Annotated in this window: 17 protein-coding genes and 1 tRNA gene; 13 read left to right on the top strand and 5 right to left on the bottom strand. The window is 62.8% G+C overall.

The features are described from left to right. Positions 1-63: 63 nt before the first annotated feature. Together ACI3KW_RS18415 and ACI3KW_RS18410 are read right to left on the bottom strand one after the other, a co-directional pair. A complete protein-coding gene (locus ACI3KW_RS18415; protein WP_404849296.1) occupies positions 64-2,994 on the bottom strand; it encodes an FAD-binding and (Fe-S)-binding domain-containing protein in 2,931 nt (976 codons plus the stop codon). A gap of 92 nt (positions 2,995-3,086) precedes the next feature. Next, entirely contained in the window at positions 3,087-3,824 is a 738-nt protein-coding gene (locus tag ACI3KW_RS18410) for a PadR family transcriptional regulator (RefSeq protein ID WP_404849295.1), read from the bottom strand. A 158-nt stretch (positions 3,825-3,982) separates the two neighbouring features. On the opposite strand from ACI3KW_RS18410, the gene ACI3KW_RS18405 reads away from it, so the two are divergent. Beyond that, the gene (locus ACI3KW_RS18405; RefSeq protein WP_404849294.1) at positions 3,983-4,273 is read left to right on the top strand and encodes a BrnT family toxin; all 291 of its coding nucleotides are present in this window, start codon (positions 3,983-3,985) and stop codon (positions 4,271-4,273) included. Then, on the top strand, positions 4,254-4,526 hold the full coding sequence (locus ACI3KW_RS18400; RefSeq protein WP_113123557.1) for a BrnA antitoxin family protein: 273 nt from the start codon (positions 4,254-4,256) through the stop codon (positions 4,524-4,526). The genes ACI3KW_RS18405 and ACI3KW_RS18400 overlap by 20 nt, the downstream gene beginning before the upstream one ends. Before the next feature lie 80 nt (positions 4,527-4,606). Here ACI3KW_RS18400 and ACI3KW_RS18395 read toward each other — a convergent pair whose 3' ends face one another. Next, positions 4,607-5,635 (bottom strand): complex I NDUFA9 subunit family protein, encoded by a 1,029-nt coding sequence (locus tag ACI3KW_RS18395; RefSeq protein WP_404849293.1) that lies wholly within the window; start codon positions 5,633-5,635, stop codon positions 4,607-4,609. A gap of 158 nt (positions 5,636-5,793) precedes the next feature. Between ACI3KW_RS18395 and ACI3KW_RS18390 the strand changes: the two genes are divergently transcribed. The 11 genes from ACI3KW_RS18390 (at position 5,794) to ACI3KW_RS18340 (ending at position 16,060) form a co-directional block, all read left to right on the top strand. Next, on the top strand, positions 5,794-6,156 hold the full coding sequence (locus ACI3KW_RS18390; RefSeq protein ID WP_404849292.1) for a GFA family protein: 363 nt from the start codon (positions 5,794-5,796) through the stop codon (positions 6,154-6,156). 59 nt (positions 6,157-6,215) lie between these two features. Continuing rightward, positions 6,216-6,300: transfer RNA gene (locus ACI3KW_RS18385), tRNA-Leu, on the top strand. A 119-nt stretch (positions 6,301-6,419) separates the two neighbouring features. Beyond that, positions 6,420-7,034, top strand: a complete 615-nt coding sequence (locus ACI3KW_RS18380) for a ribonuclease D (RefSeq protein WP_404849291.1) — start codon at positions 6,420-6,422, stop codon at positions 7,032-7,034. A 16-nt stretch (positions 7,035-7,050) separates the two neighbouring features. After that, positions 7,051-7,689: a hypothetical protein gene (locus tag ACI3KW_RS18375; RefSeq protein ID WP_404849290.1), complete on the top strand. Its 639-nt coding sequence runs from the start codon at positions 7,051-7,053 to the stop codon at positions 7,687-7,689. After that, entirely contained in the window at positions 7,686-8,138 is a 453-nt protein-coding gene (locus ACI3KW_RS18370; protein WP_113123552.1) for an LptA/OstA family protein, read from the top strand. The genes ACI3KW_RS18375 and ACI3KW_RS18370 overlap by 4 nt, the downstream gene beginning before the upstream one ends. After that, entirely contained in the window at positions 8,135-8,893 is a 759-nt protein-coding gene (gene lptB / locus ACI3KW_RS18365; RefSeq protein ID WP_113123551.1) for an LPS export ABC transporter ATP-binding protein, read from the top strand. The genes ACI3KW_RS18370 and lptB overlap by 4 nt, the downstream gene beginning before the upstream one ends. A gap of 122 nt (positions 8,894-9,015) precedes the next feature. Next, on the top strand, positions 9,016-10,527 hold the full coding sequence (gene rpoN, locus ACI3KW_RS18360) for an RNA polymerase factor sigma-54 (protein WP_404849289.1): 1,512 nt from the start codon (positions 9,016-9,018) through the stop codon (positions 10,525-10,527). A 100-nt stretch (positions 10,528-10,627) separates the two neighbouring features. Further along, on the top strand, positions 10,628-12,328 hold the full coding sequence (locus ACI3KW_RS18355; protein ID WP_404849288.1) for a sensor histidine kinase: 1,701 nt from the start codon (positions 10,628-10,630) through the stop codon (positions 12,326-12,328). A 136-nt stretch (positions 12,329-12,464) separates the two neighbouring features. Beyond that, entirely contained in the window at positions 12,465-12,734 is a 270-nt protein-coding gene (gene rpsO, locus ACI3KW_RS18350; protein WP_035099306.1) for a 30S ribosomal protein S15, read from the top strand. Positions 12,735-13,055: 321 nt separating this feature from the next. After that, the gene (gene pnp, locus ACI3KW_RS18345; RefSeq protein ID WP_262170715.1) at positions 13,056-15,197 is read left to right on the top strand and encodes a polyribonucleotide nucleotidyltransferase; all 2,142 of its coding nucleotides are present in this window, start codon (positions 13,056-13,058) and stop codon (positions 15,195-15,197) included. 239 nt (positions 15,198-15,436) lie between these two features. Continuing rightward, positions 15,437-16,060, top strand: a complete 624-nt coding sequence (locus tag ACI3KW_RS18340; protein WP_404849373.1) for a L,D-transpeptidase — start codon at positions 15,437-15,439, stop codon at positions 16,058-16,060. Between the two features lie 434 nt (positions 16,061-16,494). Here ACI3KW_RS18340 and ACI3KW_RS18335 read toward each other — a convergent pair whose 3' ends face one another. Together ACI3KW_RS18335 and infB are read right to left on the bottom strand one after the other, a co-directional pair. Then, entirely contained in the window at positions 16,495-17,037 is a 543-nt protein-coding gene (locus ACI3KW_RS18335; RefSeq protein WP_404849287.1) for a histidine phosphatase family protein, read from the bottom strand. A gap of 71 nt (positions 17,038-17,108) precedes the next feature. Next, positions 17,109-19,323 (bottom strand): translation initiation factor IF-2 (gene infB, locus ACI3KW_RS18330; protein ID WP_404849286.1); only part of this gene is annotated, 2,215 nt, incomplete at its 5' end.

Below are 19,323 nucleotides of genomic sequence, written 5' to 3'. Positions count from 1 at the left end.
CGGGTTCAGTAGCCTTTTGCGGGCGGCGTGTGAAGGGCGGGGGTTTTGAGCCCCCTCCCCGGCTTAATGCAGCGGCCGGCTCGCCCATTCGAGCAGGCTCGCCAAGCCGACAAACGGAACGCCCGCATGTTCACTGAGCCCCGAGGCGCAGGTGGAGACGGTCGACACGCCCAGCGTGCAGCCTGCCGGTATGTCGTTTTTGGCGAAGCGGGTGGCGTGCTTGTTGAGTTCGGGGAAGAACAGGCCCTTGTCGCCGGCATAGCCGCAGCACGTGACGGAGCTGAGCACCGCAATATCCTCGGCACAGGCGCGGGCGATGGCCTCGGTGGAGGGTTGCTCCTTGAGGCGCTGGGCCGAACAATTGTGATGGACCGCGACCGTCGGCAGCTTCTGCGTGATGGTCAGGCGCGGCAGCACATGCGTGACGAGGAATTGCGCCGAATCGAGCACCGGCGCATCGCCGGGGAACTCCTTGAGATGCTTGGCGCAGGTGGAAGCGTCGGTGACGACCGATATCGCGCCGCCATCGCTGAGGGCGGAGAGTTCGCGCTTGAGCGCGCCGCCCACCTCAGTTGCCTGTTCGGGAAAGCCCTTGGACTGGAAGGGCTGGCCGCAGCATTGACCATTCAGATGCTCCGGCATGGTGACATCAAACCCGGCCCGATCGAGCAAAGCCAGCATGGCGTCAGTAACCGGCAGCAGGTTTTTATCCGTTTGTGGCGTTCCAAACATGCGGCTGGCGCAGGAGGGAAAATAGACGATTCTTTGGCGGTCGCCTTGCGCAATGGGTACGGGGAAGCCGGTGTCGCGCGGATCATCGCGTGAGATTTTCGCTGGTGCCTTGGGCGCGCCGGGGCCGTGGCGCAGGGCGCGGGAGAGGCGCGGAATGCGGTTACCGGTGGCGCGGCGGGCGGTTTCGGTGATGGCCTCCAGCGCGGGCGCGGGGATGATGGTGCGCGAGACATCGGCCAAGGCAACGCCGCCGCGCATAAAGGCCTCGAGGCTGCCGGTGTGATCGGCAGCAAAGCCGGCGACCGAGCGGGATGTGCTGCCGCGCCGCTGGCCGCGTTGGCCGATGATCATGGTGCCGGTTTCGATGCCGACGGGGCAGCGCAGGGAACAGAGGTTACAGGCCGCGCAAGTGTCTAGGCCCGGATATTGGAAATCGCGGTCAAATATCGCCAGCCGTTCGGGGTCTTCGCCGGTGGCGCGCAGGCGTTCGCGCTCGCGGGTGACGGCGATGCGCTGGCGGGGCGAGAGCGTCATCTGGTGGCTGGGGCAGGCCGGTTCGCAGAAGCCGCATTCGATGCACATGTCCACCAATTCGTCGGCCAGCGGCATGACCTTGAGGTTCTTGATATGCACCTTGGCATCGGCATTGAGCAGCACGCCGGGATTGAGCAGGTTTTCGGGGTCGAACAGGGCCTTGATCTGGTGCATGAGGCCATAGGCTTTGGAGCCCCATTCGGCCTCGACAAAGGGGGCGATGGCGCGGCCGGTACCGTGCTCGGCCTTGAGCGAGCCGCCGAACTGGATCGAGACCAGATCGGACAGAGCCTTGGAAAACATATCGAATTTTTCCGCTGCGCCGGGCGCTGCGAAATCGTCGCTCATCTGGAAATGCAGGTTTCCTGCCAAGGCGTGGCCGAAAATGATGGCATCTTCATAGCCGTGGTCGTCGAGCAAGTTGCGCATGGCGATGACGAATTCGGCCAGCCGCTCGATGGGTGCGGCCACGTCTTCGGTGAGCATGGAGGTGCCCTTGGGACGGGCAGCGCCGCCCGAGGCGAAGAAGCCCTTGCGGATGTCCCAAAGGGCGTGGGAGCGGGCTTCGTCGGTCGAAAAATCGATATGGGTCGCGCCATTGGCCGAGAGGATGGCAACGGCTTTTTCGACTTCTGTTGCAAGCTCTTGCGCGGTGGGGGCGGTGACGTCGATCAGCACGGCGGGGGAGGTTTCGGTGAGCCAGGGCAGCAGCGGCGCCATGGGGGCGAGATGCTCCACCGTAGCCAAAGCGCGGCGCTCGATATATTCGGCGGCGGTGACACCAGTTGTCACCTGCACCCCGTTATTGGCTAACACACTGATAGCACTGGCAGCAGCATAAGGGTCCGGAAAGGGCACCAATGCGGTCGATTTGAAGGGATGCTCGGGGACCGTATTGTAGGTCACTTCGGAAACGAAGCCGAGCGTGCCTTCCGAGCCCACCATGAGGTGGATCAGGATATCGAGCGGGTCGTGATAATCGACCAGCGCATTGAGCGAATAGCCGACCGTGTTCTTGATGCGGTATTTCTTTTTGATCAGCGCGACCAGGTCGGGATCGGCCATGACCTGATGGTGCAGGTCGTGGATGGCGTCGAGCATGGCGGCGTGGCTGATGCGGAAGGCGTCGCAGGAGGCGGGATCGCCCGAATCGAGTGCGGTGCCATCGGCCAGCACGATCCGGAGGCGCGCCATGGTGTGATAGGTGTTCTGGGCAACGCCGCAGCACATGCCCGAGGAATTATTGTTGACCACGCCGCCAATCTTGCAGGTGGCCTGGCTGGCCGGATCGGGGCCGATCTTGCGGTCGAATTTTTTGAGCGCGGCATTGGCCTGGGCGACGATGATCGCCGGCCCCAGCGTAATCTGGTCAGCGCCGGGATGGATATCGAGCTTGCGCCAGCCATCGCCCAACACGGCCAGCACGCCATCGGTGACGGCCTGGCCCGACAGCGAAGTGCCGGCGGCGCGGAAGGTCAGCGGCAGCTGCTCGGCGCGACAGGCCTTGATCACCGCGCGCACCTCATCCTCGGAATTGATGAAGACCACGGCGGCCGGCACCAGCCGGTAGGAACTGGCGTCGCCACTCCAGGCATAGGTCATCAAAGGATCGGTGAACATGCGCCCGCCAATTTGCCCCTTGAGGCGGGCGACAAGGCGCTCGCCGGCCGCGATGCGATCGGGCGTGGGCTGATGGACGGGGGAGGGCGAGAGGACGGCTTGCTGCATGGTGGCGAGGCTAACATGTCAGCTGGCAAGAGCGGAAGAGGTATTAGATAGGTATTATGGGGCGCCGGTCGTTACGACGCCCCATTGCTTGCTCAGATATCGACGTCGTCTTCGCCAAGCGCCTCGATCTGGGCGGCGGCGTGGAGCAGGATATCGGCGGCTTCGCGCTGCTGCTCGGGCGAGCCGGCGCGGGCCTTTTTGAGCGCGGCCTTGAGATCGCGGCGGGCATCGTTGAGCTCGGGCACGACATCGCGCAGGTCGCGATCGGCGGCGGGCTCATGGCCGCCGGGACCGAAGCCGAAGCCACGACCGCGGTGATGTGGATGGTTGCCGGCATCGGGGCCCTGTTCGCGGTTGAACGGCCAATCGGCCTTGGCGAATTCACGGAAGCGGTTCATCTGCTCGCCGGCTTTGGCCAGGAATGACAGGGTCGATTCAATGGCTTCGCGATTATCGGCCAGGTGGGTGCGGCCCTCATCGGTGATGGTATAGAGCTTTTTATTGCCATCGGCCTGCGAGGTCACGTAGCCGGCTTCCTCAAGGAAAGTCAGCGCCGGATAGACGATGCCGGGGCTGGGCGAATAGAAGCCGCCCGATTTTTCCTCGATGGCCTTGATCAGATCATAGCCATGGCGGGGTTGCTGCTCGATGAGATAGAGCGCCACCAGCCGCAGATCGCCCGAGGCAAGCATGCGCCCGATGCGGAAATTGCCGCCCATATTGCCCCAGCCATCGCCGCCGACGCCGCCGGCGAACTGTCCCCAACTGCGGCGGGCCATGGCTTCAAGCCGACGCCAATTGGGCTCTCCATCGCGCCAATATTGTCCCATAATGTGTCTCCGATATATCTTGGATTGCGTTGACAGCTAAGATCGGCGTGGTTCGTGGCGATTTCAAGATATATCTTACGATTGTTTTTGGTGGGGTGTTGTGTGCGCGAATTTGCTCTGGCGTATTGCATTTGCCTACACAAATGCATAAATAGCTGATGCTAACGATTGCGGGCCTTGATTGGGATGACGGCAACTGGCCCAAATGCGGCAAGCACGGCGTATCGCAGGATGAGATAGAGAGCCTGTTTGTCGGCGAGCCGGGTGTTTACCCAGATCCTAAAACGGGCGAGCTTCGTTATCGCGCCATCGGGAAAGTTGCCTCGGGCCGATATGTATTTGCTGCCTTTACGCTGAGGCAGCGCGAGAACGGGCTATTCATCCGTCCGATCAGCGCCCGCTACATGCATGACAAGGAGATCAGACGCTATGAGCAAGGACAAACTTAAGGCCATGCCGGTGCTATCGAGCGATGCAGAGGCGGAGGCTTTTGTCGAGACGGCCGATCTCAGCGAATACGATCTATCCGGCTTCAAGCCGACACGTTTCGAATTTGAAAAGAAGGCAGCGGCGCTCAATATGCGCATTCCGCAATCCCTGCTCGACGCCCTCAAGGACCGGGCGGCCACCAAGGGCGTACCATTCACGCGCTACGTGCGCATGTTGATCGAGCGGGATCTGGCAGAGGCGTCCAAGCGCTGACGCGCCTGGCTGAATGACAAAGGGAAGGCCCTCACCCGGCCCAAGCGGGCCGACCTCTTCCCCAAGGGAGGGGCGCGAGGCTAGATCTTGACCTTTTCGTAGTGCGAGGGATCGGCCTTGAACGAGGTGGGGTCGGCAAGGCTGGCGTCGCGGTCAAATTGGCCGTGTTTGCGGAAGCGGTACATATAGGTGGGCAGGATAGTATCCATGGAGGTGGGCGCGATGCCGATGCCGGCCAGGGTGCGTTTTTCCTTGATGGCGGTTTCGGACACTACATTGTCGACGCCCAGCAGATCGACCCGATCGGCGGTCAGCAGCGGGGGGAAGGGCAGGATGGCGAGCGGGGCGGCCAGCACCTTGGCAAAGCCGGGCGACAGCGTCAGCAGCGAATTCTTGCGGCCGGCTTCGCGCAGGATGCGCTGTAACAGGGCACGGTGGGTTTCCACAATCGGCCCGCCCAATTCGTAAATCCGGCCGGTCTTGAGCTCGCCCTCGGCGGCCTTGGCAAAAGCCTGGGCGACATCGCCGACATAGACGGGCTGGAAGCGCGTATCACCCCCGATCAGCGGCAGGGCCGGGAACAGCCGGGCCAGGCCGCCCATCAGATTGAAGAAGCTGTCGTCGCGGCCGAACATGATGGAGGGCCGGAAAATGACGGCATTGGGGAAGGCCGCAAGCACGGCGGCTTCGCCCTCGAGTTTGGAGCTGGCATAGGCGCTGACCGCGGCGGCCTGGTCGGCGCCGAGCGCCGACATATGCACCAGGGCTGCGGCGCCTGCGGCCTTGGCGGCAGCGGCAATCAGCCCGGCTCCTTCGGTATGGACCGCCTTGAAGGTCTGGGCGCCGCGTTCATAGCCGATGCCCGCCAGATTGATGACGATATCGGCCTTGGCGACGGCGCGGACGATGGAGGCCTGGTTGCGCACATTAGCCTGGATGGGCAGAATCTGGCCGACCATGCCCAGGGTCTTGAGGTGTCCGGCCAGGTCCGGCCGGCGTACGGCGACGCGGATGCGATGGCCCTTATCGGCCAGCAATTGCACGATCTGGGTTCCCACGAAGCCGGAACCGCCAAAGATGGTGACGAGTTTGGGTTCGATCCTGTCCATGCAAAAGCTCCGGCAAATGGCGCGAGGGGCGCGCGGCAAGTTGGCTCGGGTTCTAGCGCAGGCAGGGCGTGGCTGTCGAGGGCATCGAGCACGGAACGGGCTTGACTCCGGGCTCGGTATGTTCTTGGTTTGTTCGAAGCAGCAGAGGAGATTTTGCCATGAGCGAAGCCAGGACGTATCACGGGCAATGCCATTGCGGCGCCGTGCGGTTTACCGCCAATACCGCGCTTGACGGGCTGATGGATTGCAATTGCTCGCGTTGCCGGCGGCTGGGCTGGATTTTGCAGCCGGTGCCGGCGGACGAATTCGTCTTGCTGAGCGGGGCGGACAAGCTGGTCCCCTATCACTTCAATACCGATAGAATCGATCACCTGTTCTGCAGCCATTGCGGCATCGAATCGTTTGCGCGCGGGGAAGATGGGAGTGGCAAAGCCACGGTCATGATCAATGTGAACTGCCTCGATGACGCCCCGGCAGTGGACCGCAACACGATCAGGCACTGGGACGGCGCGAACTTTTGAGGGTAGCTGCGAAAGCCCGTTGACAAGCGTCGGCTTGCACCCTAGTTACACCGCCACTTGCCCAGATGGCGGAATTGGTAGACGCGCACGGTTCAGGTCCGTGTACCGCAAGGTGTGGAAGTTCGAGTCTTCTTCTGGGCACCAAGTTTAAGCGCCGGTCACGACGGAAGTCGTGGCCGGCGCTTCGCTTTTCCGGGAGCCGCCTTTCCAATGCCCTCTTGCTGTGCCAAGAGGAACGGAACGCGCAATTTTCGAGACGTCCCATGGCCATAAGACTGCATCGCGGCGATCTGCCTGACCTTTCCCGCTATGGCAGGGAAGTCGCCATCGACACCGAGACCATGGGCCTTGATCCCCATCGTGACCGGCTCTGCGTGATCCAGCTATCGCCCGGCGATGGCAGCGCCGATGTGGTGCAGATCCCCCAGGGCAGCAATGAGGCGCCCAACCTGGTCAAGCTGCTGGGCGACCCTGCCGTCACCAAGATTTTCCACTATGCGCGCTTTGACGTAGCCGTGCTCAAGAACCGCTTTGGCGTGGTGACCGGGCCGATCTATTGCACCAAGATCGCGTCCAAACTGGTGCGGACCTATACCGACCGGCATGGGCTGAAGGATCTGGTGCGCGAACTGCTCAACGTGGACCTGTCCAAGCAGCAGCAGAGCTCGGACTGGGGGACGGACAAGCTCAGCGATGCCCAGCTCGATTATGCGGCCTCCGACGTGCTCTATCTGCATGATTTGAAGCGGCATCTCGATCGCATGCTGCAGCGCGAAAACCGCACCGAATTGGCCCGGCAATGTTTTGATTTCCTCAAGACGCGGTGCGAGCTTGATCTGTTGGGCTGGGACGAAACCGATATTTTCGCCCATAGCTGAGAGCCAAGGGGTTGCGATGACAATCCATACCGACGCACCGGAACGGCTGGCCACTTATCGGCGCCTGGTGCGGCGCAACCGGATCGTGTCGATCCTGCGCGTCGGCGTGCCCGCTTTGGGGGCGCTGACGCTGGTGCTGCTGGCCGGCCAGATTTATCTGTCCAGTATCGGTGCCCGCTTCGGGGTCGGCCAGATTTCGGTGACGCGCGACGGGGTTTCCGTGGATGCTCCCGAATATGCCGGCCTGCTCGATGATGGCGCCGCCTATCGCGTCACGGCCAGCGCGGCGCGGGCGGCGATGAACGCAACCGACCGGATCGAATTGAGCGACGCCGTGCTCGAAGTGGACCGCACCAGCGGCGTGTCGATGCGCGCCAGCTCGAACGCGGCGCTACTCGATACCACCAATCAGATAGTCTTTATCGATGGGGTGGCCCATTTCACCGACACGACCGGCACCAAGGGCGTATTCGAGCAATCGGAATTCGACTGGACCCGATCGGTGCTGACCGCCAAGGGGCCGGTGAGCATTAATTATTCCGACGGCAGCGATATCAAGGCTGCCGGCATGGTCTATGATGCCAAACAGCAGACCTGGACATTTACCAGGGCCATCGTCACCCTGCCTTCGACCCCTGGAGAAACCATCCCATGATGCCGCGCCTCCTGCTTGCCATGAGCTTGCTGTTGCTGGCCAGTCCGGCCTGGGCGCAGCAAAAGGTTGAGATCACCGCCGACAAGTTCACCATCGAGGAAACCAAGCGGGAAGCCGTGTTCGACGGCAATGTGGTGGTCAAGCACCCCACGGTGACCGTGTGGGCGCCCCATGTGGTGGCCATTTATGGCGAAGGCGGCACCAATGACATCAAGAGCTTCGAGGCCACCGGCGACGTCAAGCTGGAGACCAAGGACCAGACCGCGACCGGCCAGCGCGCCGTGTTCACCCCCTCCGATCAATTGCTGCGGCTGACCGGCAATGTGGTGGTGATCAATTCGGGCGGCACGGTCAATTCGAGCGAATTGGTGGTGAATCTTGAAACCAATGTGTCGACCTTTTCCAGCACTGGCGGCGGACGGGTGACCGGGGTCTTCAACTCGCAATGAATGATGAAGCGGCAAAATCGCGGGTCGACCAGACCGGCTGGCTCGTAGCGCATAGCCTGGCCAAGAGCTTTGGCAAGCGCAGCGTGGTGCGTGATGTGTCGCTGGCGGTGCGGCGCGGCGAGGCCGTGGGGCTGCTGGGGCCCAATGGCGCGGGCAAGACCACCGTTTTCACCATGATCATGGGGCTGGTAAAGCCCGATAGCGGCGATATCCGGCTCGATGGCAGACCGATTACCCATTTGCCGCTGTTCCAGCGCGGCCAATTGGGCATTGGCTATCTGCCGCAGGAGCCCTCGATTTTCCGTGGGCTCAGTGTCGCCGGCAATATCATGGCGGTGCTGGAAAACCACGTGAAGGGCAAGGCGGCGCGCCAGGCGCGGCTAGAATCCCTGCTCGAGGAATTTTCCATCCAGCACCTGGCCAAGGCCAATGCATTAGCCTTGTCGGGCGGGGAGCGCCGGCGCGTCGAAATCGCCCGGGCGCTGGCCGCCGATCCGGTTTTCATGCTGCTTGACGAACCCTTTGCGGGCGTTGATCCGATTGCGGTGGCCGAGGTCAAGGCGCTGGTCAAGCAATTGACCCGCCGCGGCATTGGCGTGCTGATCACCGATCATGCGGTGCGCGAAACGCTGGGCCTGGTCGACCGCGCCTATGTCATCCATGGCGGCAAGGTGATGATCCAGGGGCGGCCCGAAACCATCAGCGCCGACCCCGATGCGCGCCGGGTCTATCTGGGCGAGAATTTCGAGATCTAGCCGCAGTCCGGCACTTGGCACGGAACTTGCCCTATCGCTTGCCCCCTGCCGCGAAATGAGGCATGGTGCCGCCGGGAAGTGGCCGGAAACGGCCGGGATTTTTGCAATTCAGGGACGGATGGATGGCACTTTCGCCGCGGCTCGAATTTCGGCAGGCTCAAAGCCTGACGCTGACGCCGCAATTGATGCAGTCGATCCGGCTGCTGCAATTGAGCCATCTGGAACTCAACGATTTCGTCGATGCCGAATTGCTGCGCAATCCGCTACTCGAGCGCGAGGACGGGGCCGAGCCGGGCGAAACCGAACCCACTGAAGTGCCCGAGCGCACCACCGAAATCAGCGCCTATGAGGATACGGTGGAGCGGGGCGAGCGCATCCAGGATGCCGGCTCGATTGCCGATGGTTATGATACGGCGGTCGAGAATGTGTTTCCCGACCAGGCGGCGCAGGACCAGTTGATTCCCACCAGCCGGCTCGACCGCAATGGGGCCAGCGAAGGCGGGGACGCGCCCGATATCGATCAATTCGTCGCCTCGCGGCCCTTGCTTTCCGAGCATCTGGAGGCGCAGGCTAATCTGATCCTGCGCATGCCCGCCGACCGGATGATTGCGCGCCATCTGATCGATAATCTCAATGAGGCGGGCTATCTGGCGGTTGAACTCGACAGCATTGCCGAATTGCTGGGGGCCGAACTGGCCGATGTGGAGGCGGTGCTGGGGGCGCTGCAGGGCTGCGATCCGGTGGGGGTATTTGCCCGCACTGTGCCGGAATGCCTTGCCATGCAATTGCGGGAGCGTGACCGGCTCGACCCGATGATGCAGGCGCTGCTCGACAATATCGGACTGCTAGCCGAGCATAATGTGGCGGGGCTATTGCGGGCGGTGGGCTGCGATCGCGAGGATCTGGCCGACATGCTGGGCGAAATCCGCCGGCTCGATCCCAAGCCCGGGCTGGCCTTTGACAGCGGGCCGATCGAGGCGGTGGTGCCCGATGTGTTCGTGCGGCCGGGGCCGGATGGGGCCTGGCAGATCGAGCTCAATACCGAAGTGCTGCCGCGCGTGCTGGTCAATCGCGTTTATTATACCAGTGTCACCAAAAAGACCCGTGAGCCGGCCGAAAAGGCGTTCCTGTCCGATTGCCTCGCCACCGCCAATTGGCTGACCAAGAGCCTGGACCAACGGGCGCAGACGATTTTGAAAGTAGCGGCGGAAATCGTGCGGCAGCAGGATCAGTTCCTGCTGCATGGCATTGCCCATTTGCGGCCGATGACGCTCAAAATGGTGGCCGAGACCATCGACATGCATGAATCGACCGTCAGCCGGGTGACCTCGAACAAATATATCGCCACGCCACGCGGCCTGTTCGAGATGAAATATTTCTTCACCACCGCGATTGCCTCAAGCACTGGCGGTGGGGATCACTCGGCCGAGGCAGTGCGCCACCGCATTCGCCAGTTGATCGAGGCCGAGGCGATCAGCGACGTGCTCTCGGACGACACCATTGCCGAGCTGCTGCACAAGGAGCAGGGCATCGAGCTGGCGCGGCGCACTGTCGCCAAATATCGCGAGGGCATGAATATTCCCTCCTCGGTGATCCGCCGCCGGCAGAAGAAGAATCTGGAGCATGCCGGCTAAGTAGCCTTTGCGATTGCCCAATATGGGGCGGAGCCCCTATGGTCCCTGTGGGCAAAAGTGGGACGAATCGCGCGCCTGCTGCCACCGGATTTGAGTGTGCATGAGCAAGGCGGCGGAAACCAAGACGATCCATTCCCGGTCTGGATCCCGCTCGATCATATTCTATCTGCTGGTGCTGGCCTTTGCCGGCGTCGTGCCGAGCTTTCTGTTCGCCGGCATCCTGATCCAGCGCAATCAGGCGGCGCAGGAAAGCACTGTCGAAACCCTGATCGTGGCGACGTCGCGCTCCATCGTGCAGGCCATGGAACGCGAAATCGCCGCCAATATCACCACATTGCGCGTGCTGGCCGCCTCCCCTGCCCTGCGCGCCGGCGATTATCGCAGCTTTTACGATGCCAGTGTCGTGGCGCTGGCCGGCACCAATGCCAATCTGTTCATCGTCAATCCCGATTTCAGCACCTTTGCCAGTACGCGCGAGCCATTCGACAGCCCGCCCAGAACCACCAATGACATACCCTCCAGCGAGCGCGCCTTTGCCGGCACCGAACCGGTGGTCACCGACCTGGTGTTTGGCGCGGTGTCGCGGCAATGGGTCTACAATATCCTCTTGCCGGTCGATCTGGGGCCGGAGGGCACCAAGCTCATCGCGCTCAACCAACCCGCCAGCAATTTTGCCGGAGCGCTGTCGGCCAATAGCCTGCCCCAAGGTTGGAACACGGCCCTGCTCGACAATGAAGGCCGGATCATCGCCGCCACGCCCGGAGTGGGCGAAGCGGGTGAGGATTTTACCCCGTTCAACGCCATGGCGCAGGCCTTCTCGCTGGGCTGGCAGCATCTGGATACCAATCAGGGCGCCGCTTTGGGCGTGATCCAGCGCTCGGTCACCACCGGCTGGCGGCTGGTGGCCTGGGCGCCGGTGTCGAGCATTTCCCAGCCCTTGCTCATTGCCGTGTTGATGCTGATCGCCGGCGGCATCGTGCTGCTCGGGCTGATCCTGGCAGCCCTGTTCTGGGGCAGCAAGCGCATCGGCAGCTCGGTGCGGGGTCTGGCACGGGATGCGCGGCGGCTGGGCGCGGGCGAGCCGGTGGTGGCCAAGCCTTATCCGGTCTCGGAAATTGCCGAAGTGTCCGAGGCGCTGGAACAGGCTTCCGAGGCCCGCCAGGCGGCCGAGCGCGAGGTGCGGTTCCTGCTGCGCGAACTGGCGCATCGCTCCAAGAACCAGATGACCGTGATTGCCGCCATGGCCAAGCAGACGGCCCGCGGCGCCACTGACCTGCCCAGCTATGTGCAGGCTTTCGAGCGGCGCATTCTGGGATTGGCCCGCTCCACCGACCTGTTGCTCACCCATGGCACGGCCGGCGTGCTGCTGGGTGAATTGATCGAACACCATATCGAGCCGTTCCGCCCGGTTACGGCCGGAAGGGTGCAGATTGCCGGCCCCGCCGTGCGGCTCAATGGCCAGGCAGCGCAGACCCTGGGCATGGCCGTGCATGAACTGGCCACCAATGCGGTCAAATACGGCGCCTTTCTCGATGACGAAGGGCATTTGTCGGTGACCTGGCAAAGGGATGGCGAACGGCTCGAGCTGGTCTGGCGGGAAACCCTTGTCAGGACGCTGGAGGCGAGCGAGCGCAGCGGCTTTGGCACCACGGTGCTCAAATCCATGGTCGGGCGGGCGCTGAATGCCGAGGTCGAGCGGATCTATCACGCCGATGGGCTGGAGTGGCGCTTCGCCATTCCGCTCGCGGGCATCGATCCGGCGCTGGCCCCTGCCCCCGCCGACGAGCCTGATTCGGAATAAATTCTGGCGTTATCCCCCGCTTTGCCCTATATGCAGCCCCAAGTTCGGCGCCTTTGCGGGCACCGGGCGTCAATGGCCCTGCCTGGACGACATCCCGGCCGGGGCGACCCAATCCTCCTTTGAAAGGATATTTCCGATGTCGATTACGCCCGAGCGCAAGACTGCTCTGATCCAGGAATACGCAACCAAGCCGAACGATACGGGTTCGCCCGAAGTGCAGGTTGCCATCCTCTCCGAGCGCATTGCCAACCTCACCGAGCACTTCAAGGATCACGGCAAGGACAACCATTCCCGCCGCGGCCTGCTCAAGCTCGTTTCGACCCGTCGCAGCCTGCTTGACTATGTCAAGAAGATTGACGACGCCCGTTACAAGACCTTGATCGAAAAGCTCGGCCTGCGCCGCTAAGCGCAGCTTCTGAACTTGCGAATGCGGAAGCCATTTCCGCATTCGCCTTTGCCGCCATTCCGACCCGTTCACCGGGAGAGCGGAATGGGGCGCCAGCGTAGACCGGCAAGTGCCGGAGCATGGCAGGATTATTGGCCGCTTCCCTGGGGAGCTGCTTGTTGTCTTGCCCATGTTTCGTCCTAGCCAGCCGTAACAGTGCCTGATTTTGAGCCTTTTGCGCACATGGGGTGCGTTGGAGGTGCGGGCACACCGGATGAGTTCGCGGGGTTTTGCTACGCCCCCCGCGTTCCCGCTCAGCCGGCAGAATGGAAAGACGATACAATGACGACCATCAATTTCGACCATCATAAAGTCGAGCTCAACTGGGGCGGCCAGCCCCTGACGCTCGAAACCGGCAAGATTGCCCGCCAGGCCGATGGCGCCGTGCTCGCCACCCTGGGTGAAACCGTGCTGCTGGCGACCGTTGTCAGCGCCAAGTCGCCCAAGCCGGGCATCGACTTCTTCCCGCTGACCGTCAACTACCAGGAAAAGTATTTTGCCGCCGGCAAGATCCCCGGTGGTTACTTCAAGCGCGAAGGCCGCCCGACCGAAGCCGAAACGCTGACCAGCCGCCTGATCGACCGTCCGATCCGTCCCCTGTTCCCCGATGGCTACAAGAACGAGACCCAGGTCATCGTGACCGTGCTCCAGCATGACATGGAGAACAATCCGGACGTGCTGGCCATGGTCGCAGCCTCCGCTGCCCTGACCATTTCGGGCGTTCCCTTCATGGGCCCGATCGGCGCTGCCCGCGTCGGTTATGTCGATGGCGAATATGTCCTCAACCTGCCCGTCGACCGCCGCGCCGACAGCAAGCTCGACCTGGTCATGGCCGGCACTGCCGACGCCGTGCTAATGGTTGAATCCGAAGCCAAGGAACTCAGCGAAGAAGTCATGCTGGGCGCCGTGATGTTCGGCCATGCCGAGAGCCGCAAGGTGATCGACGCCATCATCAAGCTGGCGGAACTGGCAGCCAAGGACGCCCGCGATTTCGAGCCGGAAGATCATTCCGCCATCGAAACCGAAATGCTGGGCGTCGTCGAAGCCGACCTGCGTGCAGCCTACAAGCTGACCAAGAAGGAAGAGCGCTACGCTGCCGTCGACGCCGTCAAGGCCGTCGCCAAGGCACACTTTGCCGCTCGCGTCGAAGCCGGTGAACTCTCGGCCGAAGACGTTGGCGCCGTGTTCAAGCACCTGCAGGCCAAGGTCGTGCGCTGGAACGTGCTCGACACCGGCCTGCGCATCGATGGTCGTGACCTCTCGACCGTCCGCCCGATCGTTTCCGAAGTTGGCGTTCTGCCCCGCACCCATGGTTCGGCGCTGTTCACCCGCGGCGAAACCCAGGCGCTGGTCGTTGCGACCCTCGGTACCGGCGAAGACGAGCAATATATCGACTCGCTCGAAGGCACCCAGAAGCAGAATTTCCTGCTGCATTACAACTTCCCTCCCTATTCGGTGGGTGAAGCCGGCCGCATGGGTTCGCCCGGCCGTCGTGAAATCGGCCATGGCAAGCTGGCCTGGCGCGCGATCAACCCGATCCGCCCTTCGGTCGAAGAATTCCCCTACACGATCCGTATCGTGTCCGAGATCACCGAATCCAATGGTTCGTCCTCGATGGCAACCGTCTGCGGCACTTCGCTCGCACTGATGGATGCCGGCGTGCCGCTGGCCCGTCCCGTGGCCGGTATCGCCATGGGCCTGATCCTCGAAGGCGAAAAGTTCGCCGTGCTGAGCGACATTCTGGGTGACGAAGATCACCTGGGCGACATGGACTTCAAGGTGGCGGGTACCGATCAGGGTATCACGAGCCTGCAGATGGACATCAAGATCGCCGGCATTACCGAGCAGATCATGCAGATCGCTCTCGGTCAGGCCAAGGACGGCCGTATCCACATCCTGGGCGAAATGGCCAAGGCCATCACCGCGTCCCGTTCGGAAGTGGGCGAGTTCGCTCCGCGCATCGAGACTATCAAGATCCCGACCGAGAAGATCCGTGAAGTGATCGGCACCGGCGGCAAGGTGATCCGCGAGATCGTCGAAAAGACCGGCGCCAAGATCAATATCGACGACGATGGCACGATCAAGATCGCTTCCTCGGACGGCGCGCAGATCGATGCGGCCATCAAGTGGATCAAGTCGATCACCGACGAAGCCGAAGTGGGCGCCATCTATCAGGGCACCGTGGTCAAGACCGCCGATTTCGGCGCGTTCGTCAACTTCTTCGGCGCCAAGGATGGCCTGGTGCATATCTCCCAGCTGGCCGACCAGCGCGTTGCCAAGACCACCGACGTGGTCAAGGAAGGCGACAAGGTCTGGGTCAAGCTGCTCGGCTTTGACGAGCGCGGCAAGGTCCGCCTCTCCATGAAGGTTGTCGATCAGGCAACCGGCAAGGAAATCAAGTCCGAAGAAGCCGCCGCCGAATAATCCGGCTGGCTACACCATTGACGGAAGGCCCGGGTTTTCCGGGCCTTTTCGTTTTTGTGGTAACTTTGCAACAAGCATAAGTGCTTCACTTTCCTGCGAGGAACCGATGGCCTTGCATCCCGTTCGGCAAGTGATGCTTTCCTGCACTATGCAAGTCCGCTTTGGCTGCATAGGTCATTGCTAACTCAACCTAATTGCGTCGTCCCATAGGATTCGCTGTGCTCAATCGCCGTTTGTTCATGATCGGTATGCCCCTCGCCCTGGCCGCCTGCACCACCTCGCGTGCGCCGGTGGTCGAAGAACCCCGTATCGATCCCTATTACCAGGCCATGTATGGCGCCGTGTATAACGAGCCCTTCCCCATCGCCGCGATGGATCTGCGCCGCGTCGACCCGCAATGGTGGCGCCAGGAAGTGGCTTACCCCACCTCCGAGCCGGTCGGCACCATCGTTGTCGATACGCCGGCCCGCTTCCTCTATCTGGTGCTCGAAGGCGGCCGTGCGCTGCGCTACGGTATCGGCGTGGGCAAGACCGAAGCCCTGGTGTTCCGCGGCACCGCCACGATCGGCCGCAAGGCCCAGTGGCCGCGCTGGACGCCCACCCAGTCCATGATCAAGCGCGAACCCGACCGCTACGGCCCCTATGCCGGCGGCATGGAAGGCGGCCCGACCAATCCGCTGGGCCCGCGCGCGCTCTATCTCTACAAGAACGGCCAGGACACGCTGTTCCGCATGCATGGCACGACCGAGCCCTACACCATCGGCACCAATGTTTCCTCGGGCTGTATCCGCCTGATGAACCAGGACATTCTGGACCTCTATGCCCGCGTGCCCACCGGCACCCGCGTCGTGGTGATCAACTAGAACGCCAGCCCTCGGGCCATTATCGCGACAGCGGGGATCCTTGTTTCGGAATCCGTAGTCACCGAAAAAAAGATTGCCGCTGCCGCGACAATGGCCCGGAAATTTCAGAAAGACCCAGCTTGCAAGAGCTGGGTCTTTTGGTTTTTGGGCTTTGGTTGGTAAGGGAGGCTTGGACCCTCCGGCTAATGCGCGGGTTTTCCGAGCCACTAGGCTGAGCTCACACCGGTCCGCACCGTCATTACCCGGCTCGTCCGGGCAATCCATGCCACAGCGCGCGCGGCGCGATGGATTACCCGGACGAGCCGGGTAATGACGATGGAACGGAGATTGGTGATGGCACAGGCGCCCCTGTCGGTGCGTCCGTCCTCACTTGGATCTGCGGCCCGCCAGCGCAGCGCCAGGACCACGGCGGAGCGTCGCAAAGGCGCGTACTCCTATAGGATGCTCAACGACCCGGCTTTGAGCGCTATGGCCATGGGCAGGGTCAGCGAGCGCCAGAAGGGCAGCGGAGCAATGCCAGTCGTGCGGGCGAGATAGAGGGTCAATGCGGTGCCGTGGGTGACCAGCGCGATGGTACCGCGGCTTTGCTCCATACTGCGTTCCACGGCGGCCGAGAAGCGCGAGAAGACCTGGTCGGCCGTCTCCTCGCCGAAGACCAACTCACCGGGGTGAGCGAAGAAGCGGGCGATGCCTGCTTCAAAGTCCGGCCTCGGCAGATAGCCGGTGCTGGCCCGTTCATGCTCGCGCAGGTCGCGGTCCAGTTCGAGCGGCAATTGCAGGGTGGTGGCGACCGCCTCGGCGGTTTGCCGGGCCTTTGGCTCGTCGCTGGAGATGAGGGCGTCTACCCCATAATCCGTCAGCCGTGCGGCCAGTGCCTTGGCCGCCGCGTGGCCTTGGGCGCTGAGCAGCCAATCACGGGCGGGTACTGTCGGATCGATCTGCGGCGTGCTGTGCCGGATGAGGATCAGCTTGGTCATGGGCGCCATTCTAAATGACAAAGGGCGCGGTTTGCACCGCGCCCTTTGCAAAATCGTCTCTGCCGATCGGCTTACAGCGTGCGCTGCACCGTCTCGACGCGGAAGCATTCGATGACGTCGCCGGCGCGCATGTCTTCATAGTTCTCGAAGGCCATGCCGCATTCCTGGCCGGTCTGGACTTCCTTGACTTCGTCCTTGAAGCGCTTGAGCGTCTTGAGCTTGCCTTCGTGGATAACGACGTTGTCGCGGATCAGGCGCACACCGGCACCGCGCTCGACGATACCCTCGGTAATCCGGCAACCGGCAACCTTGCCGACCTTGGTGATCGAGAAGACTTCCAGGATTTCGGCATTGCCGATGAAGGTTTCGCGCCGCTCTGGCTTGAGCAGGCCGGACATGGCCGCCTTCACGTCATCCACGAGGTCGTAGATGATGTTGTAATAGCGGATTTCGATGCCGTCGCGGGTGGCGAGATCGGTGGCTTGCTTGTTGGCGCGCACGTTGAAGCCGATGACGATGGCGTTCGAGGCCGAAGCCAGGGTCACGTCGGATTCGGTGATGCCGCCCACGCCGCTCATCAGGATCTGCGCCGAGACTTCATCGGTCGACAGCTTGTTGAGCGAAGCCACGATCGCTTCGACCGAACCCTGCACGTCGCCCTTGATGATCAGCGGGAACTTGGAGATGCCGGCGATCTTGAGCTGATTCATCATCTGCTCGAGGCTCGTTGCACCGCCGCCGGCCGTCTTTTCACGGATAGCGCGCTGACGATATTCGGTGACTTCGCGAGCACGGGCTTCGGTCTCGACGACCGAGAAGCGGTCGCCAGCCGAGGGCACGCCGGTAAAGCCCAGCACTTCCACCGGAATGGAGGGGCCGGCTTCCTTGACCTGCTCGCCCTTGTCGTTGATCAGGGCACGCACGCGGGCAAATTCGGTACCGGCGACGAGAATGTCGCCGATAGCCAGCGTGCCGCGCTGCACGAGGACGGTCGCAACCGCACCGCGACCGCGATCGAGCTTGGCTTCGATGACCAGGCCTTCGGCACGGCCATCACGAGCCACGCGCAGTTCGAGCACTTCGGCCTGCAGCAGGATGGTTTCGAGCAGCTTGTCCAGGCCCGCCTGGGTCTTGGCCGACACTTCCACGTCCAGCACGTCGCCGCCCATGGATTCCACGAACACTTCATGCTGCAGCAGCTCGGTGCGAACGCGGGTCGGATTGGCTTCGGGCTTATCCATCTTGTTGATGGCCACGATGATCGGAACCCCGGCCGCCTTGGCATGCTTGATGGATTCGATGGTCTGCGGCATCACGCCATCATCGGCTGCCACGACCAGAACCGCGATATCGGTCGCCTGGGCGCCACGGGCACGCATGGCGGTGAACGCCTCGTGGCCCGGGGTGTCGAGGAAGGTGATCTTGTTGCCGTTCTTTTCGACCTGGTAAGCGCCGATATGCTGGGTGATGCCACCGGCTTCGCCCGAGACCACATTGGCTTCGCGGATCGCGTCGAGCAGCGAGGTCTTGCCGTGGTCGACGTGACCCATAATGGTCACGACCGGCGCACGATCGGTCAGATCCTCGGCCTTGTCGTCGGCGGGGATGTCATAGAGGCCTTCTTCCACGTCGGCATCGGAGACGCGCTTGACCGTATGGCCCAGCTCGGCTGCGATCAGCTCGGCGGTGTCGGCGTCGATGACGTCGTTGATGGTGGCCATCGTGCCCTGTGCCATCAGCATCTTGATGACGGTGACAGAGCGTTCGGCCATGCGGTTGGCCAATTCGGCGACCGTGATGGCCTCCGGAATGACCACTTCACGGCTGAGCTTGGGCGCAACCTGCTGGTTGCGGCCCATCTTCTTGTCGCGGCGGCGGCGCATAGCGGCGAGGGACGGACCCTTGTCGCGATCGCTCTCGGTGCCAGCATTGGTCACCGTCAGGCGGCCACGGGCATTGGCCTCTTCGCCAACGCGACGGGTCGGACGTTCTGGCGTCGCACGCGAAGCGCGGCGGGCGTTTTCGAGTTCGGCTTCGGTCGTCGGACGCGCGGAAGGCGAACCGGTACGAACCTTGCGGCCGTCAGCTTCATTGGGGCCGGCAGGCGGCACATTGCCGATCGGGGCCATGCCGGCACCAGCCGGACGGCGTTCACCGGCCGGGCGGCCGGCAGTGCCCGACGGACGCGCGCCAGGAGCGCCCGGACGGGCACCGGCGGCACCGGGACGAATTAGCGCATTGGCGCCGCGTTCGCTTTCGGGGCGGGTATTGCTGGGGCGCTCGACC

Origin of the sequence: Devosia sp. ZW T5_3, assembly GCF_044987315.1 — a bacterium.
Classification (GTDB): Bacteria; Pseudomonadota; Alphaproteobacteria; order Rhizobiales; family Devosiaceae; genus Devosia.
The sequence above is the reverse complement of the archived record's forward strand: the minus strand, read 5'-3'. Positions and strand labels throughout refer to the sequence as shown.